This is a genomic window from Streptomyces sp. NPDC039423 (assembly GCF_055598725.1).
Window position 1 is genome coordinate 138,275 of record NZ_JBVKAH010000003.1, and the last position, 23,782, is coordinate 162,056.

Below are 23,782 nucleotides of genomic sequence, written 5' to 3' on the forward strand. Positions count from 1 at the left end.
TTATGGTATGCGCATGGCCGACTTCGTACTGGTGGCGGGCGCGTGGCTGGGCGCGTGGGCGTGGGACGACGTCGTCCCGGACCTCCGGGCAGCCGGGCACGGCGCGCACCCCTTGACGTTGTCCGGGCTCGCGGAGCGGCGAGGTGTGCCCGCCGGGCAGCGGACTCATGTGCGGGACGTCGTGGGGCAGGTCGAGCGGCTGGGGCTGAGCAACGTCGTTCTCGTCGGGCACAGTTACTCGGGCATCCCTGTCGGGCAGGCCGCCGAGCGGATCGGCGACCGGTTGCGGCGGATCGTCTTCGTCGACTCCAACGTGCCGACACACGGTGAGTCCTTCGCATCCGCCTGGTGGCAGGGGAAGGCGGCCTTCGAGGCGGCGCTCACCGATGACGGGTTCTGGCCACCGCCGCCGGCGTCCGACCTCGAGGGGCAGGGGCTCAGCGACCCGCGGATCACCGGTTTTCTCGATGGCGCTACGCCGCATCCTGGCGCGACGCTCACGGAGCCGGCAGTCCTGGAGCGACCGCTGGACCGGCTTCCGGCGACGTACATCAAGTGCCTGCTGGACGGGGCCGAGCCGAGCGACGACGTCGCGGGGCTGCTCGAGAGCGAGAGCTGGCGGTTGGTCGAGATGGACACCGGTCACTGGCCGATGTTCTCCGCACCGCGTGAACTGGCGCAGATCCTGCTCGACGCGGCTGGGGACTGACCGTACCGGTCGTCACTCCTCGGAGGGGGCCTGGGGAAGGCGGGCCAGCAAGTGGGCGTCCAGGAAGCCCCGTTCGGAGGCCGGGTCATGGACCAGCCGGGCGAAGGAGACCAGCCCGGCCGCGGTCAGCAACTCGGCGAACCGGTCCACGGGCCAGCTGTAGGCGGGCGTCACCTTGTGGTCGAAGCGGACCGGCTCCGGACCGTCGGTCGCGAAGAACGACACCAGGAGCAGACCTCCTGGTGCGAGGACACGCACCTGTTCGGCGAGCAGCTCGGGCAGTTCCCCGGGCGGGGTGTGGATCATCGAGTAGTGGGCCAGCAGTCCGCCGAGCGCACCGTCCCCGACCGGCAGGGCCTCCATGCGCGCCACGTCGAACCGCAGCGCGGGATGGGCCCGCCGGGCGTGGTCGACCATGCCCGGGGAGAGGTCGAGCCCGAAGGCGTCCAGCCCCAGGTCGTGCAGCATGGCGGTGAAGTGTCCGGGACCGCACCCGACATCGGCCGTGCGGGGGTTACCCGTCGCGCGCACCAGCTCGGCGAAGGTGCTGATCATGTTCCGCGAGAAGGGCTGCGTCTCCAGCCGATCGGCGAACATCGACGCGTACAGCTCGACGATCCCGTCGTAGGCCGTCCTGGTCTGCTCCTGGTACTCCACCACGTCAACGAAGGTAACATTCACGCCCCTTCGCGGGTCCCGGGCCGGGGAAAGCCCCTGGGTGAGTGTGCGTGCGGCCCGCCGGCTGCTCGTACGCCGGGAACGACACGACCACCCGAGGAGGACACCGTGGACGACAGGACCTGGCACGACGTGCGGCGGCTGCGGGCATGGCTCGACGCCGAGGCCGCACCGTCCACCGCGGCCGATGCCCGGCTGCTGCGCGTGATCAAGGTGTCCGAGGAGCTGGGGGAGGTCGCGGAGGCGGTGCACGGTGCGCTCGGGGCCAACCCCAGGAAGGGCGCGTCCCACACCTGGGAGGACGTGGCGCGGGAACTGGCGGACGTCATCGTGACGGCGATGGTCGCCCTGGACACCATCAGCGGGGAGGGGAGCGCGGTGCTCACCTCCCGGTTCACGGCCCGGGCCGAGGCGAACGCCGGCCGGGCGGCGGCCGACGGGGCGGCTGCCGGAGACCCCCGGCTGCTGCGCCTGTTGGGGATGAGCCGGGACATGGGCGGCGTCGCGGTCACGGTCCTCGGCGCACTCGGGGCGAACCCGCGGCGCGGCGACGCCTCCGGCACGACGTCCACGTGGGACGACGCGATGCGGGGGCTCGGCGACCTCGTCGTGGCGGCGATGGAGGCCCTTGACTCGGTCAACGGGGCCGCGCAGGAGACGGTGGACGGCCGGCTCCGCTTCCTCGTGGCGCGGGCACTGGGTGCCGTACCGGCGGCGGAGGAGACGGCCGACGGCGCTCCACCTCAGCGGATTGGCCCTTAGGGCCGGGGCCGCTGGGCCGTCGGGACCGGCCCGCAGGGCTTCTCCAGGAGGGTGAACGACTTGGGAGCACCGCCAGGCTGTGGTTTGCCCGCCTTGTGGCCGACGATCCGGTAGCCGGCGTCCAGGTAGTAGGAGGTCAGGCGCGCATTGCCGGCCAGGCAGTCCAGACGGACCAGCGTCCGTCCCGTGGCGGCGATGCGGCGCTCCGCGGCGTGCAGCAGGAGCCGTCCCGTCCCTGGCCGGGCGTTGCCCCTGTCCACCATCAGCCGGTGCACGTAGCCGGCCACCGGTGGTTGAGGCCCCCAGGCGTCCTCATCCTCCCACCACAGTTCCCAGGCCCCGGCCGGGCGGCCACCGGCCTCGGCGAGCCAGACCTCTCCCCCGGCCGCCATGGCCCCGCGGAAGTGGTCCTCGTCGAGCTGACCGGGCTGCCACTGACCGGTGATGCCCCGCGCGAGCATCCAGTGGGCGGCATCGTCACGCAGCCGGACGAGAGTGGCGAGGTCGGCCTCTTCGGCGCGGCGGAAGCGCAGATCGTTCACGGTCCGATCCTCGCACGGCTCGCACGCGCGCTCATCGGCGCTGATCGGCGTTGATCGGCGCGGCCGGACCCGGAGGAGGGCCCGTGGGCACCCGACAAAGGCGGTGCGGCGATTGTCGGGTGCGCGGGAGCGGTGCCACCGGACGATGGGGGCATGGATGACACGACCTTGGTATCGAGCTTTCTCCGGGACGGCTATGTGAAGTTGGAGGGTGCCGTCGCCCCGCGCGTGGCCGCGGACTGTGCGCGGCTGCTGTGGCGGGAGACGGGCTGTGACCCGGACGATCCGGCGACATGGACGCGGCCCGTGCACTGGGTGGGCGGCATGGCGCAGGGGCCGTTCGCGGCCGCGCCCAACTCGCCCTCATTGCACCGCGCCTACGACCTGCTCGTGGGGCCGGGGCGCTGGGAGCCACGCTATTCGCTGGGCACCTTCCCTCTGCGCTTCCCGCACGAGGAGGAGCCGGACGACGCGGGCTGGCACATCGAGGGAAGCTTTCTGCCCGAGGGCGAGAGCTGGTACTTCACCAATCTGCGCTCCCGGGGCCGGGCGTTGTTGATGCTGTTCCTGTTCAGCGAGGTCGGTGAGCGGGACGCCCCCACCCGGATCCGGGTCGGTTCACACCTCGATGTGCCCAGGGTCCTGGCGAAGTACGGGGAGGACGGAGCGAGCGGGCTGGACCTCGCGCCCGATGTGGAGGCGGCTTCCGCGCACCGGCCACAGGCCCTCGCCACCGGGTCCGCGGGGGACGTCTTCCTGTGCCACCCGTTCCTGGTGCACGCCGCGCAACCCCACCACGGGGTGCGGCCGCGGTTCATGGCCCAGCCGCCGCTGCTGCCGGCCGTGCCGTACGACCTGGAGCGGGCCGACGGCACCCACTCCCCCGTCGAGACCGCGATCCTCCGGGGTCTGGGAGAGGACGCCCCGTCATCGGCCCTTGGAGAAGGTGCGAGCGACGCTCGGGAGACGGGCCGTACGGCAGACGGTTCGGTTTTCCCCACCCCGGAAGCGGGGGCTGGCATGATCGATTGCTGAGCTCCGTCCGCCGAGGATGAGGGCATGGTCGAGATGACGAGTGATGCCGGGCCGGAAACAGCCGCCCGGGCCGAGGGGCTGCACCGTGAGTACGGGCGCGGCGCCGCCACCGTACGGGCGTTGCGCGGCGTGTCGGTGGCCCTGGCACCGGGGACGTTCACGGCGGTGATGGGGCCGTCCGGCTCCGGCAAGACGACCCTGCTGCATTGTCTGGCGGGGATGGACCGGCCCACCCGGGGCTCCGTGTGGTGGGGCGGCACCGAGGTGTCCCGGCTGTCCGAGCGGCGGTTGGCGGAACTGCGGCGCAGCCGGGTCGGGTTCGTGTTCCAGGCGTTCAACCTGATGCCGGCGATGACGGTGGCGCAGAACGTCGAGCTTCCCGGCCGGCTGGCCGGGCGGCGGCCCGACCGGGGCCGGGTGCTGGACGCGCTGGCCCGGGTGGGGCTGGCCGGGCGTGAGCGCCACCGGCCCGGGCAGCTTTCCGGCGGGCAGCAGCAGCGGGTGGCGATAGCGCGGGCGCTGGTGTCCCGGCCGCAGGTCCTGTTCGCCGACGAGCCGACCGGCGCGCTCGACCGGGCCACCGGCCATGAGATCCTCGCGCTGCTGCGTGCCGGTGTGGACCACGACGGCCGGACGTGCGTGATGGTGACCCACGACCCGGTCGCCGCCGGGTACGCGGACCGGGTGCTGCTGCTCGCGGACGGTCTGGTGGTGGACGAGCTCGACCGGCCCACCGTCGGCCGGATCGGCGAGCGTCTGAGCCGGCTGGGCCGGTGAGTACGATGGTCGCTCTCGCTCTGGGACCGATGCGCCGGCGTCCGGCCGCCTTCACCGGTCTGGCTGTCGCGCTCTTTCTCGCCGTCGCCACCGTGACGCTGTTCGGCTCGCTGCTCGCCGCCGAGGTCACCGCGCCTCCGGCCGCTCGCGGGACGGTCGAGGGGCCCGGACTGGTGGTGATCGCCGGCGCCTTCGGGGAGATCGCCGTGCTGGTCGCGTTCTTCGTCGTGGTCAACGCCTTGGGCTTCGCTCTCCGGCAGCAGCACCAGGAGCTGGCGCTGCTGCGGACGATCGCGGCGACGCCCCGGCAGACGCGAAGGCTGGTCCGTGCGCAGGTGGCATGGACCACTGTGCTGGTGGCGGTGCCGGGCTGGGTCCTCGGGGTGGCCGCGGCCCGCCGGTTCCTGGTCGAGCTCCAGCGCCTGGGGATGGCGCCGCCGGGGATGCGGGTGCCGCTGACTCCGGTGCCGGTTCTGGTGGCGCTGGTGGCCGCGCTCGCCGTCGGTCTGGCGGCCACCGCCGTCGCGGCCCGGCGGATCTCCCGTATCGCGCCCGCCGCCGCGCTGACCGCGAGTGCGACCGAGCACGGGCGGGCGGGTGCGCCGCGTCTGCTCGCCGGCATCGGTGTGCTGGTGGGCGGTGGTCTGCTGCTGCGACTGGCGGCGACGCGCCCGCCCGGGCAGGAGGACAAGGCGGGGCAGGCGGCGTTGCTCGGTTCGCTGGTGCTGCTGATCGCCGTCGCTCTGATGGGGCCGCTGCTTGCGCGTCTCCTGGCGGCGGCCCTGGGAGCGCCGGTGCGGGTGGTGGCACCCCGTGCGGGCTGGCTGGCCGACGCCAATCTGCGCGGGTACGCGCGGCGGTTGTCGTCCGCCGTGGTCCCGGTCGCGCTGCTGGTGGGGCTCTCGGGCACCATGGTGATCATGACAAGCACCGCCGGACACGCCGGAGGCGCGACGGCGACCAGTGTCACGTCCCCCACGGACGTGTGGCTGCGCCAGGCCGAACTGGCGATGCTGGCCTGCTTCGCCGCCGTCTCCACCGTCAACACCCTGGTCGCCGTGACCGCGGAACGGCGCCGTGAGTTCGCGCTGCTGCGGCTGGTCGGCGCGACCCGGTCGCACCTGATGCGCATGCTGGCCGTGGAGGCCGTGCTGACCACAGTGGTCGGTGTCCTGCTCGGTGCGGTGGTCGCGGGTGCCGCGTCGGCCGCGTTCAGTACGGCGGTGACCGGTTCGCCGGTGCCGTCCGTCCCGGTGGCCGCGTGTGGGTGGATCGTCGCGGGCGCGGTGGTGCTGACCGTCCCCGGCATCCTGCTCACGGGCCTGCGCGCGGTTCGTGGCCCGGCGGCGGAGCTGATGGGCGGTGGCCGTGGCTGAGCGCGGCGACGGCCCCGTGGCCGGGCGTACGTCCCCCGGGCGCGTGCCGGCCCGTACGGGCCCGCCGGCCGGCGTGGGGGCGTCCGCGCCACTCGCCGGGACGGCGCGGGAGGCCGGCGCGGGAGGCGGGCCGGGGCGACCGGGTGCGAAGCCGGCCGGGTCGAGGCGGTACTTCTCCGTCCGGGGCGGCGACTGGGCGTTCGCCGTCGTCGGGCTGCCGCTCGCCCTGGCCGGCGGGGTCTACGCGCTCGCCGTCCTGTACGCGGGGGCACTGCTTTCGCTCACCGTGCTCGGTCTGCCGTTCGTGGTCGCCGCGCTGCTGGGCGCGCGTGGGTTCGGTGTGCTGCACCGGTGGCTGGTGGGCCGGTTGCTGGGCGAGCGGGTCGAGGCACCGGTCACGCCGGCCCTCCCGGCGGGTGCGGTCGCCCGTGGTCGTGCGGTGCTGACCGATCCGGTCGCCTGGCGGGCGCTGCTCTATCTGGTGCTGCGGTTGCCCCTGGGGGTGCTCGGGTTCGTCGCCGCCGTGGCCCTTCCCCTCGGCTGCGGCTGGTTGCTAGGTTTCCCGCTCTGGCGGCGCCTCCTCGAAGGTCCCCAGCCGGTCACCTGGCTCGACGCCGGCTCCGTCCCGCTGGGGCTGGTCCTGCCGGCCGCGGTGCCCGGGGCGGTCCGGGCGCTGAGCGCGGCGAACCGCCGGCTCGCCCGGCTGCTGCTCGGCCCGGCCCGTGCCCAGCGGCGGGTCCAGGAGCTGGAGGCGGCCCGCGCCACCCTGATCGCGGACAACACCGATCAACTGCGCCGCCTGGAGCGGGACCTGCACGACGGCACCCAGGCCCGGCTGGTCGCCCTGGCCATCACCCTCTCCCTGGCCGAGGACGCGCTCGATCCCGGCGCCGGTCCCGATGTCGTACGACTGCGTACGCTGGTGGACCGCGCCCGCGGCCAGACCGACGACACCATCACCGAGCTCCGGCGGCTCACCCGGGGCATTCACCCGGTGGCCCTGGACGGTGGCCTCGGTGAGGCACTGCCGGGCCTGACCGCCACCTCGCCGGTACCGGTCACGGTGCACCTGGACGTGCGGGAGCGCCCGCACGCGGTGGTCGAACGGGCCGTCTACTTCTGCGCCGCCGAGCTCCTCACCAACGTCGCCAAGCACAGCGGTGCCCACTCGGCGACGCTCACGGCGCGCGTGGCCGACGGCCGCACCGTCCTGAGCGTGCGCGACGACGGCCGGGGCGGCGCGGCGCTCGGAGTCGGCACCGGCTTGACCGGTCTGGCCGAACGGCTCGCAGCGGTGGACGGTGTCCTGCGCGTCGACAGCCCACCGGGCGGGCCCACGACGGTCACCGCCGAGCTCCCGAACCGCCTGTGACGACCGGTCAGCCGCCGCCCTCCTCCAAGTAGGCCAGCACGGCCTTCACCCGCCGGTTGTCGGCGTCCGTCGCTCGCAGGCCGAACTTGGTGAAGACGCCGGCGACGTGCTTCTCGACCGCACGCTCCGACACCGCGAGCAGCGCGGCGACGGAACGGTTGGAGTGGCCCTGTGCCACCAGCTCCAGCACCTCGCGCTCACGCGGCGTCAGCGTGTCCAAGCGGCGGTGCCTGCCACCCCGCATCAGCCGGCCGACGACCTCCGGATCGAGCGCGGTGCCGCCGTCGGCCACCCGGTGCAGCGCGTCCACGAACTCGGAGGTACGGGCGACGCGTTCCTTCAGCAGGTACCCGATCCCCGCCGCGCCGTCCGCCAGCAGCCGGGAGGCCCAGGCGGTCTCGACATGCTGGGAGAAGACCAGCACGCCGACCTCGGGTGTGGTCGCACGGATCTCGACGGCCGCGCGAATGCCTTCGTCGGTGTGGGTGGGCGGCATCCGGATGTCCACCACGGCGACGTCCGGCCGATGCTCGGCCACCGCGGCGAGCAGCTCGGGTGCCGTTCCGGCCGTGGCCGCCACCGTGCATCCGCGGGCCCGGAGCAACTCGACCATCCCGTCCCGCAGAACGACGGAGTCCTCGGCCAGCACCACGCACAGGTCCCTGTTGATCACCAGACCATTATCGGGCCGGGCCGGTGCCGCGCCGCCACGGTCCGTTCAGCGATGGCCCGCGCCTGCTGAGGGCGGCGTCCCGAGGATCAGGCCGCCGGGGCCTTGCGTGATCGGGACCCGAGACCGACGACGGTCCATGCGGCCGTGCCCCAGAGGGACAGGGCGGCGATGATGCCGACCACGAGCCGTACGGTCGTGTCCGCGCCCTCGTTCATCCGTACCGCCAGACCGGTGGCACCCGCCAGCACGAGCGCGGCGGCCGGGACGCGGAGGCGTGGCTGTGCGAACACCGCTGCGAGCGGTACGAAGTGCAGTCCGACGATCAGCGCGACCAGCGGCGGAACCAGCATGGGGTGCCCGGTGCGAGCGCACACGATCACCGTGGCGATGATGAGGAGCCACTGGAGCAGGTTGATCTGGTTGAAGCGCCGTCGGCGTTCGGGAGGGAAAGGGCCGCCCTCCGACGCGGGCAGGAACCGGCGCGCCGCCAGCATCAAGCCGAGCGCGAGGACACACCCCGCCGCGACCGCGACCCACCGGAGCGGCGCCTCGAAGCCACTCGTGCCCAGCAGCCACCAACCGACCCCGAACAGCGCGAGGAACCCCACCCCTGACTTGAACATGGCGACACTCTAGGCCGCTCCCGACCCGTGTGACACCCGGACACCGCGCGCAACAGACGCCGGAAACGGTGCAGTCGAGCGAAACCGGTGCCTCCGCCCGGTGGGGGTCATCGGGTCCGACAGTGTCGGCGGCCGCCTGCTCCCCTCAAAACCCGCAACCCTGGAAAACCGGCAGCCCCGGCGTCCACCACAACGGGTAGCCGACTGATTCCGCCGTGTCACAACAGCGACGGCTCGGCAGCGTCTCGTCACGGCGTCCCGGCGGTGCGCCCCGATGGGAAACCGCCCCTCCCCCGGACCTTCGCTCGCTCACACATGCCGGGATCGACGGCGGCGCATACGCCCCGTTTCGCCCAGGTATGCGGTGGTACCCGCAGCCGGACAGCAACCGGAGGAGCTGGTTCCGTCGGATCCGGCGTTCCAAGGAGGAGTGGCTCATGAGTGATGCCGGGCGTGCTCAGCAAGCGGGGCAGGCGGCGAAGGAACAGGCGTCGGCGACGGCCTCCCGAGCCGCGCAGTCGGCCGGTGATGTGGCGGGGACCGCCGCGGAGCAGGCCAGGGCGGTGGCGGGCGAGGCTCGGCAGCAGGCCGGGAACGCCGCGCGCGACCTCAGGCAGCGCGTGCTGGACGAGGGCCAGGGGCAGGCGCAGCGTCTGGCGGGCACCGTCCGGCAGTGGGCGGACGACTTCGCGGGAATGGCGCAGAACGCGCCCGGGGAGTCCCCGGCACGCACCCTGGTGACCCAGGCCGCCGACGGCGGGCACCGGGCCGCCGACTACCTCGACAAGAACGGTGTCGACGGCCTGCTGGGCGACCTCCAGAAGTTCGCACGCCGGCGGCCGGGCGCGTTCCTGGGCGGCGCGGTACTGGCAGGTCTGGCGGTCGGCCGTCTCGCCAAGGCCGGTAAGGCGGTCCGGAGCGGGGACAGTGGGCGCCCGGCCACGAGCGGCGGGGACGACGCCCTGCCCCCGGCCGGCCAGGCCCCGCCGGAGCTGCCCGGCTACCCGGGGGTGTGAGATGACGGCGGGTTCACAGCAGTCCGCGGGTTCGACGGAGATGGACCGCCACGGGCAGGAGCGTTCGGCCGGTGAGCTGCTGTCCGCCGTGACCGCGGACGTGCAGACGCTGTTCCGGCAGGAGGTGGAGCTCGCCAAGGCGGAGGTCCGCGAGGAGGCGGCCAAGGCGGGCAAGGCGGCCGGGATGTTCGGCGGGGCGGGTTTCGCCGGTTACATGGTGGCCCTCTTCCTGTCGCTGGCCGCTGTGTTCGGGCTGGCCAACGTGATGGACGCCGGCTGGGCGGCATTGATCGTCACCGCCGTGTGGGCGGTCGTCGCCGCCGTGTTGTTCGTGATGGGTCGCTCTCGGATGCGAGAGGTGTCGCCCAAGCCGGAAAAGACGGTTCAGACCCTCAAGGAGGACGCACAGTGGGCACGTCACCCGACCAAGTGAAGGCCGACATCGAGGCCACGCGCGACAGGCTCTCGCAGAACGTCGACGCCCTGACCGATCGCACCAGCCCCAAGCGGATGATGCGCCGGCGCACCAACCGGGCGCGCTCGCGGGCGTCGGACCTGCGGGAGCGGATCATGGGGACCGCGTCCGACGCCGGCAGCCAGGCCGCGGACCGGACGCGGCATGCCACCCGGTCCGCCCAGGAGAGCGCCGGCCAGGTGGGCGAAGCCGTCAAGCAGGCTCCCGAGCAGGCGATACGGCAGACCCAGGGCAATCCGCTAGCGGCCGGTCTGATCGCCTTCGGTGCCGGCCTGCTGGCCGCCTCCCTCCTGCCGGAGTCCGGTGCCGAGCAGCGGGCGGCGAGCCGCGTGGCCGGGAGCGACGCCATCGAGCCGGTGAAGCAGGCCGCGCTGGAGTCCGCTCAGCACCTGAAGGAGGAGGCCACCGAGACGGCGAAGCAGGCCGCGCAGCAGGTGAAGGAAACCGCCGCCGACGCCGCCCGCACCACGCAGGACGAAGCACGCGACCAGACCACGCAGGTCACCGAGCAGGCCCGCGAATCCGGGCAGCAGGTGGCCGGCGAGGTCCGCCGGCAGAGCCCCGGCGGCCGGTAGCCCCACCCTTCCTCGGCAACCGGCGCGATGCCCGGCGCCGGGAAGGTCCGCAACCGTCGTCGCGCCGACCGGGTTCGTCCCCGGCCGGCGCGACAGGCGTGACCGGCCCTGAAATCGGCCCGGAGCCCAGCGGGGGGTGACTCTCGCGCCGGGCCCGGACCACCTCCACGGCGCTGGGCATGACAGCCCGTTGCGAGCGGGCGGCGCGGCCGCTTCGGGGGAGGTCGCTTCGGGAGGTGCACGGGACGAAGCCGCCGCACATTGGCCGGTCCTGGGCGGGACGGCGGGCTCGTCGTGCTCCTACCATCGCCGGATGGGGGAACGGCGCATGGGGGAACGGAACTTGGCGAGGGCTGTACGGCGGTACGCCGGGTCGGGGGCCCTCTGCTGCGGGGTCCTGCTGCTCGTCGTGGCCTGCGGCCGGGCGAGCGAGAGCGCCTCCCGACCGACCTCCGGTCCCGGTCCCTCCGGGTCGCGGGTGACGGCACCCCCGTCGAGCGACAGGGCTGCGGCGACCGGGAGCGACCCGTCGGCGGCGGACCCGGACAGGGGCGGAGGGTCCGGTACGGGGCCGTCGCGGAGCTCCGGCTCGTCCGACGCCCTCGGCGCGGTGACCGGCGGCGGATCCGGCGCACGGACGGGCGCCCCGGCCGGCGACGCCCCGGCGAGCGGGGGGACGGGCAGCCCACCGTACGGCGGCGACCCCGTGCCTCCCGCCCCGCCGCCCCCGACCCTGGGCGGGCAGCACCCCGCTCCGGGCGGCGGCATCGACCCCACCGGTGGGGGCGACGGCGGCGGCGGTGACGTGGGGGGCACGAGCGAGGGCGGTGGCGACGGGCCGGCGCCCGGCTGCCCTCCCGCCACCGGCGCGTCCCCCGGGCCCTCCGCGCCGGACGGCACCGCCCCCTCCTCCCCCTCCCCCTCCCCCGGCTCGTCGGCCTCACCCTCGCCCAGCCCGTCGGGCACGCCCTGCCCCGACCCCGGCGACACCACGGGCGCGGACGGCGCGGGCATGGGCGGAACGGACGGCGCGGGCACGGGCGGACCGTGACCGGTCGCCCGGCGGTCCGTCCCGTCCCCGCCCGGCGCCGCGACCCCCGCGCCGCCCGCAGCACCGCCCGCAGCGCCGCCCGCCTCGAACGGCTCCGGCGCGCCCGCGTCACCACCGCCCGGCGAGCCGCCCTCCTCCGGCACCCGGTGGGGTCCCCCGCCGCGGCCACACCGGCAGCGGACGACCGCTCCGCACCGGGGCTGGCCGGAGCGGTGGCCGCGCAGGCATCCCTGGTCGCGGCCGTCATGTTCTACCTCGGCGCGGTCTACCTGACCGCCTTCTACCACTACTTCCGTCTCGACGTCTTCACGCTCGGCATCGGCTTCCCCGAACTGGCCATCCAGGCACTGAACCTGGTCCGCAGGCCCGTCGTCATCGCCCTCACGGTCATGGGGTACGCCGCCCTCCGCCCGGACCTCCTGAGCGGACGCGCCTGGCCCGGGCCCGTCGCCCGGTTCGTGCGCCGCGCGGGCGTATGGGCCCGCAGCGCCGATCTGCTCCTGGTGCCCTCGGGCCTCCTCGCCCTGGTCCTCTGGCGGTGGACCCACCCGTACGGCTGGGCGGCGGCCCTGGCACTGGCGCTGGGTGTCGCCCTCGCCCACCGGCGCGCCGCCGCCCGCCGGGACGGCCCTGCCGCCACCGCCGCCGGCAGGGCGGCGGCCGCGTCCGTGACCGGCCTCCTCGTCCTGTGGGCGGTGACGCTGGCCGCCGACGGCCTGGGGGTGGCGGAGGCACGTCTGACGGGCCGCCACGTCGTCAGCCGTACGGCCGTCGTCGTCCTGACCACCGACCGCCTCAGCCTGGCGGGGCCGGGCGTACGCGTCGAAGACCTCGGCAAGGACACGCACTTCCGCTACCGCTACACCGGCCTTCGGCGGCTCATCGAGCGGGGCGGCCGTTACTACCTGCTGCCGCTGGGCTGGACGCCCGAGACCGGTACCACGTACGTGATCGACGTCCGCGACGGCGTCCGCGTGGAGCTGGCGCCCGGCACCCTGGGTCAGCCATAGGCGGCGAGGAACGTACGGGTGCCGGCTTCGGCGTAGCGGTCGAGTTCCGCCTCGTCGTGCCGGGACGTGCCGTGGAACATGGACCGGTTCACCGGGATCCACAGCAGCAGGCCGGCGAAGTGGTGGGCGGCCAGCAGCGGGTCGTCGGCCTTGAGCAGTCCGTGGCCGGTAAGGCGCCGGAAGGTGGCCGCCAGGGTGTCCAGGACCCGTTCGAAGCCCTGCTCGTACCAGGCCGCGCCCAGTTCGGGGAAGGCATCGGCGTTGGCGATGACCAGACGGCGGAGCTGGATCACCTGGGGCCGGGTGAGGGCGCCCAGCAGCCGGCGGGCGAGGCGGGTCAGGTTCTCGTGCAGGGCTTCGGCGTCGGCGGGGACGTCGGCCACCAGGTCCACCATCGCGTCGATGCCGTCGGTGGTGGCCAGCACGATCTCGGCGAACAGCTTCTCCTTGTCCGCGAAGTGCTTGTAGACGGTCTGCTTCGACACCGCGGCCAGCTTCGCGATGTCGTCCATGCTCGTGCCGGCGTAACCCTTGTTCAGGAACACGGTGGTCGCCGCGTCAAGAATTGCCTGGTGCTTGCGTGCCGACCGGCTGTCCGTCATCCGCTTCCTCCCTCTCCACCTTCCGGCGCGTACTGGACTGACCAGTACTCAGATGAGTACTGTACCGTCCAGTTCCAGAGTTCGTACATCCACGGGCAGGGCACCCGCCCTGTGCCGTGCGACAACTGGGGGGTTACGCATGGAGAAGGTGTTCTCCGCCGACGGCACGGCCATCGCCTTCGAGCGTCGGGGCTCGGGTCCGGTGGTCGTCCTGGTGGGCGGGGCGTTCATGACCCGCGGCGCCTCGGCCGAGCTCGCCGAGCTGCTGGCCGATCGGTTCACGGTGCTCACGTACGACCGTCGGGGCCGCGGTGACAGCGGGGACGCACCGGCCTACGAGGTGCGACGCGAGATCGAGGACCTCGACGCACTGATCGGCGGACCCGGGGGCGGATCTGCCATGGTCTTCGGCATGTCGTCGGGCGCGGTCCTCGCCCTGGAGGCCACCGCCCACGGCAGCGCCGTCTCGCGTCTCGCGCTGTACGAGCCCCCGTTCATCACCGACGACAGCCGGCCGCCGCTGCCCGCCGACTACGTGGACCACCTGACGGAGCTCGTGGCCCGCGAGGCGTACGGCGACGCGGCCGCCTACTTCCTGACGGCAGCGATCGCCCTGCCGGACGAGGCCGTGGCGGGCATGCGACAGGCCCCGTTCTGGGCGGACATGGAGGCCGTCGCCCGCACACTGCCCTATGACGGCCGCATCATGGGTGACACCATGTCCGGCCGCCCCCTCCCGGTCGAACGGTGGGCTTCCGTGACCGTTCCCGTCCTCGTCGCCAGCGGTGACGCGGGCGCGCCGCACATGGAGGCCGGCGCACGGGAACTCGCCGCCGCGGGCGACAACTTCACCCTGCGGATCTTCCCGGGTGAAGAGCACACCATCGACGCGCAGGTGCTGGCCCCGGCCCTCGCCGAGTTCTTCACCGGGGCGCACACGGCATGAGCCTGCCCACACCCATGTGCCCACCTCAAGACCGCACACGGTCTGGGCCACGGGGATGCCAACGCCCTCGTCGCACACACGCGGGCCGAGGACAGTCGCCCCTGACCGCAGGCCCACGGGGCCCGCTTCGACTACTCGCCGGGCCGGACCGGCTTCGGGCTTCACTTCCGCGGCGGACCTTCCTACGTTCGCCCCGCGCCGACGTACGGTGGATGTACGGGATCCGTACGGTGGCGTGCATAGGATGGGGCCCGGAGGTGTGCCATGTCCGAGTTGTTTGACGCGGTGGATGCCCTGGTCGCGTCCCGTTCCGTGCTGCCGCCGCCCGAGGAGCGCAGGCGGCTGCGCAAGGCACACGGGCTGACCGTGGACGAGGTGGCGTCGGCCCTCCAGGTGCGCCGGGCCACGGTCAGCGGGTGGGAGGCCGGCAAGACCGAGCCCCGGCCTCCGGAGCGCGACGCGTACGCACGGCTGCTCAAGCGGCTCGCGGAGCTCTACCCCGCACCCCACTCCCCCGCACCCGCCCCGGCTCCCGGCCCGGACGTCTCCGGACCGGACGTCTCCGGACCGGCCCACGTCGAGCCGGGCGGGCTCCCCGGCGGGTCCGGCGCCGCCCCGGAGGCGACGGCCGGGGCGGCCGAGGCGGCGGGAGCGGCGGAGGCCGCGCCCGGACCGGTCGAGGACACCCCGCGGTCGCGCCCCGCGGCCAGCCCCGCGTCCCGCCCCACGGCCGGCCGCGCCGCCGCTTCCCCGGCGCGGCGGCCGGGCGCGGAGCGGGCAGGGCAGGCCGGGGCCCCGGCGGGGGGCGCCGACCCGCGCTTCGTGAACGGGCCGCTCGCGGTCGTCGACGCCGACGCCGACGGCCAGGTGCTGGCGTACTGTACGGGCGGCCTGGTCCTGGACGTACTGGCCAAGTCCCTGCCGGCTCTGGTGGAGTGGACGCTCACGGAGGCCCGGCTGGGGCAGCCCAGGCTGTCCGGACCGGGCAAGGACGGCGACCCGCTCCTCGTGCTCACCGAGTCCGCGCTGGAGCGTTACGGCCTCCCCGCCGGCCTCACCGACCAGGAGCGGCGCGCCGGACGGCTGCCGGAGGACCACAAGGTCGTCAGGCAACTGGCGCGCGCGGACTGGAAGCTGACCAAGCGGGGCCTGGGCCCGTGGGCGCGGATCTACCGGCCCGCGCAGGGTGCGGAGCGCGCGTGCGTCCAGTTGTGCGTCCCGTCGTGGCACGCGCTCGACGCCCGCCACTGGGGCGAGGCCGGGGCGTTCCCGCCGGCGGCACTGGCCCGGGTGCTCGGCGTGTACGCGGAACGGGTGATGACGCCCCGCGGGTCGACGGCCGTCACCGGTCTGGAGCTGATGACCGCGCTGCGTCCGCCGACCCGCGCCTCCGAGCCCGACGCGGAGGGGAAACGGCATTCCGAGCACAACCCCGGTTCGCTGGGGAAGGACCCGGTGGACTGTGCGCCGTGCGAGGCACCCGACGGGCACCCGCTGCTCGCCGACCTGCCGCGCTTCCATGTGCGCGGCCCGGACGAAAAGCTGTTCGAGGAGGCCTTCGACTGGGCCCGGCCGCTGACGGACGACGAGTGCGCCAAGCGGTTCCTGGTCGGCATCGACGTCAACATGGCCTTCGCCGCCGGAGCCAACGGCCTGGTCGTGGGCCTGGGAGCGCCGACGCACGTGAAGGAGCCCGCGTTCGACGCGAAGCTGCCCGGCTCGTGGCTGGTCGACCTCTCCCACGTCGACCTGTCGAGGGTCCGGTCGGGCAAGGAGTGGGTGGGTCTGGACGCCGAGCTGTTGCCCAACCCCTTCACCCCCTCCGGCGAGCGGCCGGAGGGGCCCGCCTGGTACGAGACGCGGACCGTCGCCTACGCCGTGGAACTGGGCTACGAGGTCGCGCCGTCGGAGGCGTACGTCCGCCATGACAACGGCCGTTATCTGGACGCCTGGTACAACCGGCTCCGTGACGCCTACCTGGCGACGATGGCCGACCTGGGGGTGAGTGCCGATCTGGGGCCGGAGGAGTTCCTGGCGGCGATGGACGGCTACCGGGAGCGCGACCCCGAGATGGCGATCGTGGTCTCGGCGGTCAAGGCGACCGTCAAGGGCGGGATCGGCAAGCTGCGGGAACGCCCCCGGGGCGAGGGGTGGAAGCCCGGCCGGCCGTGGCGGGCGCTGTCCCGCCCCACCTGGCGGCCGGACATCAGGGCCGCGGTCATCTCCCGTACCCGGATCAACATGCACCGCAAGGTCGTCAAGCACGCCGCGTTCACCGGTCAGTACCCGGTGGCGATTCTGTCCGACTGCGCGGTCTACGCCTCCGACGGGCCCTCACCGCTGGACTTCCTGCCCTACCGCGCGGGCAAGCCGCTGCCCGGCGGTTTCAAGCTGGGCGTCAACCCCGGCCTGGTCAAGCACGAAGGCACCCAGACCGTCCTGTGGGCGGAAGGTGTACGGGAGCAGTTCGACGCCCCCGACCTGAACCTCGCCCGCTACATCAAGGACGGCGCCGTCAGCGCGCAGGACACCGGCGAGTAGGCCGCCCCCGTCCCGTACGCCTCCGGAATGGCAAGGCGCCGGCGGACCGCCCCGCCGGTCCGCCGGTCCGCCGGGATCGTCGAGGAGCGCCCTCAGCCCGCGTCCTCCCGCACTCCTCGGGTGCTCGACCGTTCGCGGCCCCAGGCGGCCAGCGGCTGGAGTGCGTCGTTGAGCCGTCTGCCGTCCTCGGTCAGCGTGTACTCGACACGGGGCGGCACCTCCTCGTAGGACACGCGGTCCACGACGCCGTCCGCCTCCATCTCGCGCAGGTGGGAAGCCAGCACCTTCTCGGTGATGCCCGGAAGCAGTCGCCGCAGTTCGCCGAAGCGGCGGCAGGGGTGCTCATGGAGCGCCCAGAGGATGAGCACCTTCCACTTGCCGCCGATCACCTCCATCGCGGTGTCGATCCCGCAGACGTGCCCGTCCGGTGTGCCCGGCCGGTTCAGCGTCGTCATGCCCCACCCCTCCCACCTGCTCACTCACCCCGGGGTAACCACCCACTCGCAAGTGCGTACTTGATCACCCCTCCACCTGCGGCCAGCCTAATCGGCATGACGAACGACGCTCTTGAGAAGACTTCCGTTACCTTGCTGGGCCTCGGCGCGATGGGCGCCGCGCTGGCCCGTGCCTGGCTCGCCGCCGGCCACCCGCTCACCGTATGGAACCGCACCCCGGCCCGCGCCGCGGCGCTCGCCGCCGAAGGGGCGCGGGTCGCGGACAGTGCCGCCGCGGCCGTGGCGGCGCACCCCCTGGTCGTGGTCTGCCTGCTGGACGACGCCTCGGTCGAGGAGGTGCTGGCCGGCACCGAACTCGAGGGGAAGGACCTGGTCAACCTGACCACCAGTACCCCCGCCCAGGCGCGTACGCGCGCCGCGTGGGCCCGTGAACGCGGCGCCCGCTACCTCGACGGCGGCGTCATGGCCGTCCCTCCGATGATCGGTGTCCCCGAGGCCGGTGGCTACGTCTTCTACAGCGGCTCGCGCGAGCTGTTCGAGCGGCACCGGGAGACGCTGGGCGTTCCGGCCGGCACCACCTACGTCGGCGAGGACGCGGGCTTCGCGGCCCTGCACGACGTGGCCCTGCTCAGCGCCATGTACGGGATGTTCGCGGGGGTGGCGCACGCCTTCGCCCTGATCCGCAAGGAGGACATCGACCCGGCGTCGCTGGCCCCCCTCCTCGCCGACTGGCTCGTCGCGATGGCACCGTCGGTCCACCGGACCGCCGAGCAGTTGCGGACCGGCGACTACACCAAGGGGGTCGCGTCGAACCTGGCGATGCAGGTGGCCGGCACGCCGACCTTCCTGAGCACCGCCGAGCAGCAGGGTGTCAGCCCGGAACTGCTCGGGCCGTACTTCGCGTTGATGCGCCGGCGCCTGGCCGAGGGCAGCGGCGAGGAGGACCTCACGGGCGTGGTGGACCTGCTGGTGCGCTGACCGGCCCGGTGACCCGCTGCGTCCCCGGGCCGACCGCGCCGGGCCGACCGCGCCGGCCGGCCCGGGGCGGGGCGGGGCGGGGGCTCAGCGGTGCTGGAGCGCCTTGACGTTGTCGCCGAAGGTCCAGGCGCGGGAGCCGTCCCAGTTGATCGACCAGGCCATCAGGCCCTTCAGCCTGCCGCCGTAGGTGTTCCAGGCCTGTGCGACCTGGGACGGTGCCATGTGCCCGCCGCCGGCCCCCGGTTGAGCGGGCAGGCCGGGGACCTGTTTGTCGAGGGGCACCTTGATGGTGGTGCCTTGCACGGTGAGGCCACGGTCCAGGCAGTCGGTCTGGGCGGTGAATCCCCGTACGGTGCCCGCCTCGTAGGAGTCGCCGGAGCACCCGTACATGCTGCCGTTGTAGTACTGCATGTTGAGCCACCACAGCCGGCCGTTGTCGGCGTACTTCTTGATGACGGGCAGGTAGGCGCCCCAGATGGAGCCGTAGACGACACTGCCGCCGGTCACGTACGCCGTCTCGGGAGCCATGGTCAGGCCGAAGCCGGGGGGCATGGCGGCGAGTACGCCGTCGATGATCCGGATCAGGTTGGTCTGGGACGCCGAGAGCCGCTTGATGTCGCCGCTGCCGACCAGGCCGGTCTCGATGTCGATGTCGATGCCGTCGAAGTTGTGCGCCTTGAGGATGGGGACGACGGTCTGCACGAACCGGTCCGCGACGGCGGTCGAGCCGAGGTCGATGCCGGCGGTGGCCCCGCCGATGGACAGCAGCACGGTCAGTCCGGCCGCCTTGGCCTCGCACACCTCGGCCGGAGTGGGGACCCGTACGGTGGCGTCCATGCCGTCCTCCCACAGCACGGTGCCGTCGGACCGGATGACCGGGAAGGCCGCGGTGACGACGTTGTAGCCGTGGGTGCGGATGCGGGCGTCGGTGATCGGGGTCCATCCGAAGGGCGGGTGGACGCCGTTGGCGGCGCCGTCCCAGTTCTCCCAGTAGCCCTGGAGGACCTTGCCCTGAGGGCGCGGCCTGGTCGCGCAGGTGGCGGCGGTGGAGGACGGGGCGGGCGGAGCCCCGGCGGTGGGAGCGGTCGGGAGGGTGGGGGCGGCCGGGGTGGTGGGGGCGGGCGGGGTGGCCGGGGCGGCGCCGAGCAGCCCGAGGGCGAGCAGGGCGGTCACCAGGACGGCGGCCGCCCGCCGTGCGGTGCCCGTGTGCCCGCCCGTGCCATCGGTGTGTGGCGTCGGGGACGGTGTCCGCCTGGTGCGTCGGGGTCCGGACATGGTTCTCCTTCCGAAGTCCGGTCTGCGGGGTGGGTGCGCAGGGTCCGGCTCAGAAACGCACGTCGGAGCAGGCGTAGAAGGCGTTGCCGGTGTCGGCGATGGTCCAGACACCGAGGATGAGGTGACGGCCGGTCTTGTGCGGCAGTACACCGGTGTGGCTGACCGTCGACCCGGGGAGCCGGCCGCCGAAGGGAACCATCAGGAAGGGCTGGGGGTCGAGGTCGGCCCGGGTGAGCGGCTTGGTGGGGTCCCAGCCGTCCCTGGTGATGTAGTACCGGAAGTCGGTGGTGGCGTGGCGTGCGGTGATCCGCCAGACGAAGGTGTGGGCGCGGCCCCCGGTCAGGGCGGTGGCGGGCCATGCTCCGCCGCGTGGGTCGTCCAGTTCGGAGAAACGGCCGTTGCCGCCCGCGCAGATGCGTCCGTCGGCCGGTCCCCGGGTGGGGAAGCCCTTGGGCCCTTCTACGCTGGGCGGCTCCCACTGGATCTGCCCGCAGCCGCGGACGGTGCCGTTGCCGCAGAGTTGCTGCCGGCTGACGGGCGAATCGGTGTAGCCGTGGCCCTGGGCGGTGCCGGCGGTGGCGAGGAAGGTGCCGCCGAGCAGCCCGAGGCCGAGGAGTAAGGAGGTGAGCTTGCGCTGCATGTGCGCTCCCGTGGTCCTGTCCTGGGTTCGGAGGGGGACGGACGTGGTCCGTCCTCGGGTGCGCTGCCGGGTGGTGGAGCGGCGGGGGTGGGGGGGCGGCAGGGCAGGGGGTGTCCGGAGGACGGTCGTCCACTGCGGTCTAGACCAAGTGTGAGGCTAGCCCCGGAAGCTTGGTCATGTCCATACCAATACGGCCGCTGGGGAGACATGACCTGCTGGTAACTGAAGGGTCAACAAGGCGTGGGCCGCTACGAGGAATTCGGGGCTACCGGGGGTGCATTGCGCCGTATCAGCAAACGGAATGCGAGCTAAAATGGAAACCGGTATCGACGATCCGACGGATCCTGCCGGAAGGGCTGCATCCCTTCTTCTCACGGACGGGAGGGACGCGATCCCTCGCGGAGCACGCGTCCCCTTCGGACCACCCGGCGGCCGGGCGGCTGTCGCCGCCGCGGGACGGCATGGCACGACCGCCACGACCGCCACTCCGTACTTCCTCTACGGCGCCCCTCCACCGCGGCAGCCGTGGAATGCAGAGGCAGAGACACGATGTCCCCTCCCAACGACCCGCGCGGCAGCCCGTCCTTCGGCCCGCCCGTTCCACCGACGCCGCCCGCATCGGCGTCCCTGTATGCCGGTTACGACGTCACCCGGTACCTGTGTGCCGCCATGTACACCGATGTCACGCTCGCCCGCAGCGCCGTGGACCGCATCATCAAGGAGCCGCGGCGCGCCGTGGCGTCCTCCCCCGGCGTGAGCATGGGTTGCGTGCTCCGGCACGCGGTGGCGGCCCGCCGCCGCCAGCGGCGCCGGGACGTCCTGCTCTCGTTCCTGGCGGTCGCGTGGCTGGTCGCCCTGTTGGTCGCGTTCGCCATGGGCCGGGGCCTGGGCTACACCGTGGCCATCGCGGGCTTCCTCGTGGCCTGGGCGGTGGTGGCCACCGAACTGGTCTCGGTGCACTACGGCGTCGTCTCCCACCAGCTCAAGAGGGAGAACTTCGACCCCCACCAGGCGCCCCGGCCCTCGAACCCCAAGGACGCCGCGCGCGTGGACACCATCGAGCTCCGTGACCGTGGCAACGTCCTGACGTCCTCCTTCTTCCCGCCCTTCGTCGGGCACGGCGACACGTACAGCACCTGGTCCTTCGCTCTGAACACCGCCCGCGCCGAGCAGGGCAAGGAGATCCTCCCGTTCACCGTCCACGAGCTGAACCAGCACCTTTCCGCCAGGGTCAGGGCTCTCGGCCTGCCCGGCCTGGACGTGGCCGAGGTACTGCTGGTCAACGGCTCCGACCTGCTGCTCGGAGTGGACGACCGCACACGCGGCGAACTGCTCCCCCACGATGCCGGACCGCCCGCGGCGCATGTATCGGAGGTCCTCCTGCGCGGGCTCCGCGAGGACGGCAGGGGCCGCGCGCGGCCGTACCTTGCGGTGCGGGTCGCCGGCTGGGGAGGGGAGCTGGTCAGCACGCTGTTCCTGCGGTGCACGGTGCTGCCGGACCGCTCCATCGCGTTCATCGAGGGCAGCAACTGCCTCCTGACACCCGTGCGCGCGGAGTACCGGACCGTGGACACCCTGCTGCACTCCCCCACCACCCGGCAATGGTGCCGACTCGTGGGAGAGGCGGGTCTGCGCACTCCCTACCTGACGCTCCGGGCGCCGTTCGCGGTGCTGGGAGACCTGTTCGCCCCGATCTCCGAGGGACGCGAGCAACGCCGTCAGGAACGCCGGATACGCCTGCGCTCCTTCAATTACGGCGCCGAGTTCAGTCTCAGGGAGGCGGCGAGCAGTGGACTCTACTACCGCTACTTCCAGGAACTCGACGGAGAGCTGTACTCCAAGACGGTGGAACACCGGGTGCTCGACGCCCTGGTGCAGTTCATGGAGGGCCACAACATCGACACCGGTGAGCTGATCCAACGGCAGACGACCATTTACAACTCCGGTCTGTTCGCGGGCCGGGACATCTCCATCAACCGATCCAGCGTCCGAGCCGGAGGCGGCACGTCCGGGAAGACGGCCCGGCCGGGCCGGCCGGCCCAGTCGGCCCAGCGGAGGTGACGTGATGGCGGAACACGACGGCGGCGCGGTGCCGGGGCACGTCAGCGGCATCCAGGCGGGCCGGGACGTGAGGATCAGCCGGAGTACGGTCGCCGTGGGTCACACCGCGTCCGTCAGCGGGGCGCCCGCGGCCGAACGCGAGGCAGCCGTCGCGGAACTGCGCGCGGCGGTCGACCGGTTGCGCGAGGAACTGCGCGGGCACGCCGGGCACTACGAGGACGGGGCCGAGCTGGTCCAGGCCGCGGAGCAGGTGCGGACGGAACTGGACCGGGACGAGCCCCGCCGGAACATCCTCCTGCGATGGCTCGGGTTCATCGCGCCCGGCGTCCACGCGACGGCGGCCGTCGCCGCGGACGTCGCGTCGATCCAGGAGAGCGTGACGGCCCTGTTCTGACCCCGGTGGGGCGCGGCAGGCCCCACCGGGTGATCCGGTCCTACGGGTGGTGGGCCGGCGGGACGCCGTCGTGGGGGGCGGGGGTGCGGGGCGGGCGGTGGAAGGCGGTCCGGTACGCGCTCGGGCGGTGACCGGTGTGGCGGGCGAAGAGGGCGGCGAAGGTGCCGGGGTCCCGGTAGCCGACGGCCGCGGCGACGGCGGCGACGGTGCGGTCGGTGGTCTCCAGAAGGTGGCGGGCGCGGCGGACCCGGGCCTCCTGGAGGTGGGCCAGCGGACTGCGTCCGGTCTCCTGGGCGAAGCGGCGCAGCAGCGTGCGGGTGCTGACCCGGAAGCCGGCCGCGAGTGCGGCGAGGTCGTACCGCTCGGCGAGGTTCTGGTCGAGCCGCCGCATGACCCGATGGGAGAACTCGCGGCCGGGCTGCGGGAGGAGCCGGGGGTCGGCGTAAGGGGTCTGGGAGGTCCGTGCGTCGTCGACGAGCGCCACCCGGGCGGTGGTCCGGGCCACGCGGGGGCCGTCGTGCCGGCGGATCAGGTCCAGCGCGAAGTCGTACATGGCGCTGAAGGCGGCCGTGGTGGTCACCCCGCTGTCGGTGACGACCAGGTGCTCGGGCCTGACGTCGGCGTCGGGGCAGCGCCTGGCCAGTTCGCCCGCGTACAGCCAGGAGGTCGTGGCCCGGCGCCGGTCGAGGAGGCCGGCCTCGCCGAGCAGGAACGCGCCGACGCAGAGCGAGACCACCGCGGTGCCGGTGGCGGCGTACGCGCGGATCACCCCGGTCTCGGGCGTGAGCCGGGCGAGCAGTGCGTCGAGGTCCGTGCCGGGACGCAGTTCGAAGCCGGGGACCACCAGGACGTCGACCTCGCGCGGGGGACGCACGTCCAGGCCCGCCCCGCCCGAGGCGGTGACCCGGCGGCGGGGCGAGACGACCGACACCTGGTAGCCGGGTGCGTCCGGACCGGCGACGTGCCCGGCCATCGTCAACAGGTCGGGCACGCCGAACACTTCGGAGGCGAAGCAGCCCGGGTACGCCAGCACCCCGACCCGCAGCGCGCCGGGCCCGGCGCCCGTGCCCGCAGCGGGACCCGTGTCCCCGCCGGCGCCCGTGACTCCACCGGCGCCCGTGTCCGCCCTGTTGCCCGCGTGCCGCGCCGCGCCCGCCATCGTCGCCGTACCCCCCTGGCCCCGTCCCGCTCGTCCGCCTCCCGGGTGGCGAGATTA

Annotated in this window: 25 protein-coding genes and 1 pseudogene; 17 read left to right on the top strand and 9 right to left on the bottom strand. The window is 73.6% G+C overall.

The features are described 5' to 3' along the window. Positions 1-13: 13 nt before the first annotated feature. Entirely contained in the window at positions 14-709 is a 696-nt protein-coding gene (locus ACZ7LK_RS11280; RefSeq protein WP_471139817.1) for an alpha/beta fold hydrolase, read from the top strand. Positions 710-721: 12 nt separating this feature from the next. Here ACZ7LK_RS11280 and ACZ7LK_RS11285 read toward each other — a convergent pair whose 3' ends face one another. Beyond that, positions 722-1,369, bottom strand: a complete 648-nt coding sequence (locus tag ACZ7LK_RS11285) for a class I SAM-dependent methyltransferase (protein ID WP_469462831.1) — start codon at positions 1,367-1,369, stop codon at positions 722-724. Positions 1,370-1,495: 126 nt separating this feature from the next. Here ACZ7LK_RS11285 and ACZ7LK_RS11290 point away from each other — a divergent pair, with 126 nt between their 5' ends. After that, a complete protein-coding gene (locus ACZ7LK_RS11290) occupies positions 1,496-2,149 on the top strand; it encodes a MazG-like family protein (protein ID WP_471139820.1) in 654 nt (217 codons plus the stop codon). On the opposite strand, the gene ACZ7LK_RS11295 is transcribed toward ACZ7LK_RS11290, so the two are convergent. Continuing rightward, positions 2,146-2,691 (bottom strand): GNAT family N-acetyltransferase, encoded by a 546-nt coding sequence (locus tag ACZ7LK_RS11295; RefSeq protein ID WP_471139823.1) that lies wholly within the window; start codon positions 2,689-2,691, stop codon positions 2,146-2,148. The two genes, ACZ7LK_RS11290 and ACZ7LK_RS11295, sit on opposite strands and share 4 nt — an antisense overlap. Positions 2,692-2,844: 153 nt before the next feature. Between ACZ7LK_RS11295 and ACZ7LK_RS11300 the strand changes: the two genes are divergently transcribed. Genes ACZ7LK_RS11300 through ACZ7LK_RS11315 form a run of 4 tightly spaced genes read left to right on the top strand, consistent with a single transcriptional unit; the run spans position 2,845 to position 7,251 of the window. After that, a complete protein-coding gene (locus ACZ7LK_RS11300) occupies positions 2,845-3,726 on the top strand; it encodes a phytanoyl-CoA dioxygenase family protein (RefSeq protein ID WP_469462827.1) in 882 nt (293 codons plus the stop codon). A 24-nt stretch (positions 3,727-3,750) separates the two neighbouring features. Further along, positions 3,751-4,503: an ABC transporter ATP-binding protein gene (locus ACZ7LK_RS11305; protein ID WP_392273127.1), complete on the top strand. Its 753-nt coding sequence runs from the start codon at positions 3,751-3,753 to the stop codon at positions 4,501-4,503. A gap of 5 nt (positions 4,504-4,508) precedes the next feature. Continuing rightward, the gene (locus ACZ7LK_RS11310; protein WP_471139827.1) at positions 4,509-5,879 is read left to right on the top strand and encodes an ABC transporter permease; all 1,371 of its coding nucleotides are present in this window, start codon (positions 4,509-4,511) and stop codon (positions 5,877-5,879) included. Continuing rightward, a complete protein-coding gene (locus ACZ7LK_RS11315) occupies positions 5,866-7,251 on the top strand; it encodes a sensor histidine kinase (protein WP_471139830.1) in 1,386 nt (461 codons plus the stop codon). The genes ACZ7LK_RS11310 and ACZ7LK_RS11315 overlap by 14 nt, the downstream gene beginning before the upstream one ends. 7 nt (positions 7,252-7,258) lie before the next feature. On the opposite strand, the gene ACZ7LK_RS11320 is transcribed toward ACZ7LK_RS11315, so the two are convergent. Then, positions 7,259-7,924 (bottom strand): response regulator, encoded by a 666-nt coding sequence (locus ACZ7LK_RS11320; RefSeq protein ID WP_471139833.1) that lies wholly within the window; start codon positions 7,922-7,924, stop codon positions 7,259-7,261. An 86-nt stretch (positions 7,925-8,010) separates the two neighbouring features. Beyond that, positions 8,011-8,547 carry a hypothetical protein gene (locus ACZ7LK_RS11325; RefSeq protein ID WP_471139836.1) on the bottom strand — a complete coding sequence of 179 codons (537 nt, stop codon included), beginning with the start codon at positions 8,545-8,547 and terminating at the stop codon, positions 8,011-8,013. 437 nt (positions 8,548-8,984) lie between these two features. Between ACZ7LK_RS11325 and ACZ7LK_RS11330 the strand changes: the two genes are divergently transcribed. The 5 genes from ACZ7LK_RS11330 to ACZ7LK_RS11350 all read left to right on the top strand — a co-directional run bounded on the left by ACZ7LK_RS11330 (position 8,985) and on the right by ACZ7LK_RS11350 (position 12,674). Continuing rightward, a complete protein-coding gene (locus tag ACZ7LK_RS11330; protein ID WP_471139839.1) occupies positions 8,985-9,563 on the top strand; it encodes a hypothetical protein in 579 nt (192 codons plus the stop codon). A gap of 1 nt (position 9,564) precedes the next feature. Further along, the gene (locus ACZ7LK_RS11335; protein WP_471139841.1) at positions 9,565-9,996 is read left to right on the top strand and encodes a phage holin family protein; all 432 of its coding nucleotides are present in this window, start codon (positions 9,565-9,567) and stop codon (positions 9,994-9,996) included. After that, complete coding sequence (locus ACZ7LK_RS11340; RefSeq protein WP_392273120.1) at positions 9,972-10,613, top strand: DUF3618 domain-containing protein; 642 nt, start codon at positions 9,972-9,974, stop codon at positions 10,611-10,613. Before ACZ7LK_RS11335 ends, ACZ7LK_RS11340 begins: the two co-directional genes overlap by 25 nt. Before the next feature lie 706 nt (positions 10,614-11,319). Then, positions 11,320-11,664 (top strand): hypothetical protein, encoded by a 345-nt coding sequence (locus ACZ7LK_RS11345; protein WP_471139843.1) that lies wholly within the window; start codon positions 11,320-11,322, stop codon positions 11,662-11,664. After that, entirely contained in the window at positions 11,661-12,674 is a 1,014-nt protein-coding gene (locus ACZ7LK_RS11350; RefSeq protein WP_392273118.1) for a hypothetical protein, read from the top strand. The genes ACZ7LK_RS11345 and ACZ7LK_RS11350 overlap by 4 nt, the downstream gene beginning before the upstream one ends. Here ACZ7LK_RS11350 and ACZ7LK_RS11355 read toward each other — a convergent pair. Next, positions 12,665-13,276, bottom strand: a complete 612-nt coding sequence (locus ACZ7LK_RS11355) for a TetR/AcrR family transcriptional regulator (RefSeq protein WP_392273117.1) — start codon at positions 13,274-13,276, stop codon at positions 12,665-12,667. The genes ACZ7LK_RS11350 and ACZ7LK_RS11355 overlap by 10 nt on opposite strands. A 139-nt stretch (positions 13,277-13,415) precedes the next feature. Between ACZ7LK_RS11355 and ACZ7LK_RS11360 the strand changes: the two genes are divergently transcribed. The 3 genes and pseudogenes from ACZ7LK_RS11360 to tap all read left to right on the top strand — a co-directional run bounded on the left by ACZ7LK_RS11360 (position 13,416) and on the right by tap (position 16,763). Then, the gene (locus tag ACZ7LK_RS11360; protein ID WP_469462809.1) at positions 13,416-14,222 is read left to right on the top strand and encodes an alpha/beta fold hydrolase; all 807 of its coding nucleotides are present in this window, start codon (positions 13,416-13,418) and stop codon (positions 14,220-14,222) included. A 24-nt stretch (positions 14,223-14,246) separates the two neighbouring features. After that, positions 14,247-14,327 (top strand): annotated as a pseudogene (locus tag ACZ7LK_RS11365) (DUF4287 domain-containing protein); the annotation flags it as partial. A gap of 159 nt (positions 14,328-14,486) precedes the next feature. After that, positions 14,487-16,763, top strand: coding sequence for a telomere-associated protein Tap (gene tap, locus ACZ7LK_RS11370; RefSeq protein WP_471139846.1), 2,277 nt, complete (start codon positions 14,487-14,489; stop codon positions 16,761-16,763). A 92-nt stretch (positions 16,764-16,855) separates the two neighbouring features. On the opposite strand, the gene ACZ7LK_RS11375 is transcribed toward tap, so the two are convergent. Further along, on the bottom strand, positions 16,856-17,218 hold the full coding sequence (locus ACZ7LK_RS11375; RefSeq protein ID WP_392273114.1) for a winged helix-turn-helix transcriptional regulator: 363 nt from the start codon (positions 17,216-17,218) through the stop codon (positions 16,856-16,858). Between the two features lie 96 nt (positions 17,219-17,314). Here ACZ7LK_RS11375 and ACZ7LK_RS11380 point away from each other — a divergent pair, with 96 nt between their 5' ends. Next, positions 17,315-18,196, top strand: coding sequence for an NAD(P)-dependent oxidoreductase (locus ACZ7LK_RS11380; protein ID WP_471139849.1), 882 nt, complete (start codon positions 17,315-17,317; stop codon positions 18,194-18,196). 84 nt (positions 18,197-18,280) lie between these two features. Here ACZ7LK_RS11380 and ACZ7LK_RS11385 read toward each other — a convergent pair whose 3' ends face one another. Further along, a complete protein-coding gene (locus ACZ7LK_RS11385) occupies positions 18,281-19,471 on the bottom strand; it encodes a chitinase (RefSeq protein ID WP_471139852.1) in 1,191 nt (396 codons plus the stop codon). A 49-nt stretch (positions 19,472-19,520) separates the two neighbouring features. Beyond that, positions 19,521-20,111 (bottom strand): lytic polysaccharide monooxygenase auxiliary activity family 9 protein, encoded by a 591-nt coding sequence (locus ACZ7LK_RS11390; protein ID WP_392273111.1) that lies wholly within the window; start codon positions 20,109-20,111, stop codon positions 19,521-19,523. A gap of 549 nt (positions 20,112-20,660) precedes the next feature. Between ACZ7LK_RS11390 and ACZ7LK_RS11395 the strand changes: the two genes are divergently transcribed. Both ACZ7LK_RS11395 and ACZ7LK_RS11400 read left to right on the top strand, forming a co-directional pair. Continuing rightward, positions 20,661-22,172: a hypothetical protein gene (locus ACZ7LK_RS11395; protein WP_392273110.1), complete on the top strand. Its 1,512-nt coding sequence runs from the start codon at positions 20,661-20,663 to the stop codon at positions 22,170-22,172. Positions 22,173-22,176: 4 nt separating this feature from the next. After that, a complete protein-coding gene (locus ACZ7LK_RS11400) occupies positions 22,177-22,566 on the top strand; it encodes a hypothetical protein (RefSeq protein WP_392273109.1) in 390 nt (129 codons plus the stop codon). A gap of 40 nt (positions 22,567-22,606) precedes the next feature. On the opposite strand, the gene ACZ7LK_RS11405 is transcribed toward ACZ7LK_RS11400, so the two are convergent. Then, positions 22,607-23,725, bottom strand: coding sequence for a GlxA family transcriptional regulator (locus ACZ7LK_RS11405; RefSeq protein WP_471139856.1), 1,119 nt, complete (start codon positions 23,723-23,725; stop codon positions 22,607-22,609). Between the last annotated feature and the right edge of the window lie 57 nt (positions 23,726-23,782).

What these genes read in the sequence shown, in the direction of transcription:
- ACZ7LK_RS11355 (WP_392273117.1), bottom strand. Translation starts at nt 13,276, where the DNA reads ATGACGGACAGCCGGTCGGCACGCAAGCACCAGGCAATTCTTGACGCG.
- ACZ7LK_RS11325 (WP_471139836.1), bottom strand. Translation starts at nt 8,547, where the DNA reads ATGTTCAAGTCAGGGGTGGGGTTCCTCGCGCTGTTCGGGGTCGGTTGG.
- ACZ7LK_RS11280 (WP_471139817.1), top strand. Translation starts at nt 14, where the DNA reads ATGGCCGACTTCGTACTGGTGGCGGGCGCGTGGCTGGGCGCGTGGGCG.
- ACZ7LK_RS11300 (WP_469462827.1), top strand. Translation starts at nt 2,845, where the DNA reads ATGGATGACACGACCTTGGTATCGAGCTTTCTCCGGGACGGCTATGTG.
- ACZ7LK_RS11335 (WP_471139841.1), top strand. Translation starts at nt 9,565, where the DNA reads ATGACGGCGGGTTCACAGCAGTCCGCGGGTTCGACGGAGATGGACCGC.
- tap (WP_471139846.1), top strand. Translation starts at nt 14,487, where the DNA reads ATGTCCGAGTTGTTTGACGCGGTGGATGCCCTGGTCGCGTCCCGTTCC.
- ACZ7LK_RS11305 (WP_392273127.1), top strand. Translation starts at nt 3,751, where the DNA reads ATGGTCGAGATGACGAGTGATGCCGGGCCGGAAACAGCCGCCCGGGCC.
- ACZ7LK_RS11380 (WP_471139849.1), top strand. Translation starts at nt 17,315, where the DNA reads ATGACGAACGACGCTCTTGAGAAGACTTCCGTTACCTTGCTGGGCCTC.
- ACZ7LK_RS11375 (WP_392273114.1), bottom strand. Translation starts at nt 17,218, where the DNA reads ATGACGACGCTGAACCGGCCGGGCACACCGGACGGGCACGTCTGCGGG.
- ACZ7LK_RS11400 (WP_392273109.1), top strand. Translation starts at nt 22,177, where the DNA reads ATGGCGGAACACGACGGCGGCGCGGTGCCGGGGCACGTCAGCGGCATC.
- ACZ7LK_RS11310 (WP_471139827.1), top strand. Translation starts at nt 4,509, where the DNA reads ATGGTCGCTCTCGCTCTGGGACCGATGCGCCGGCGTCCGGCCGCCTTC.
- ACZ7LK_RS11405 (WP_471139856.1), bottom strand. Translation starts at nt 23,725, where the DNA reads ATGGCGGGCGCGGCGCGGCACGCGGGCAACAGGGCGGACACGGGCGCC.
- ACZ7LK_RS11330 (WP_471139839.1), top strand. Translation starts at nt 8,985, where the DNA reads ATGAGTGATGCCGGGCGTGCTCAGCAAGCGGGGCAGGCGGCGAAGGAA.
- ACZ7LK_RS11395 (WP_392273110.1), top strand. Translation starts at nt 20,661, where the DNA reads ATGTCCCCTCCCAACGACCCGCGCGGCAGCCCGTCCTTCGGCCCGCCC.
- ACZ7LK_RS11360 (WP_469462809.1), top strand. Translation starts at nt 13,416, where the DNA reads ATGGAGAAGGTGTTCTCCGCCGACGGCACGGCCATCGCCTTCGAGCGT.
- ACZ7LK_RS11385 (WP_471139852.1), bottom strand. Translation starts at nt 19,471, where the DNA reads ATGTCCGGACCCCGACGCACCAGGCGGACACCGTCCCCGACGCCACAC.
- ACZ7LK_RS11390 (WP_392273111.1), bottom strand. Translation starts at nt 20,111, where the DNA reads ATGCAGCGCAAGCTCACCTCCTTACTCCTCGGCCTCGGGCTGCTCGGC.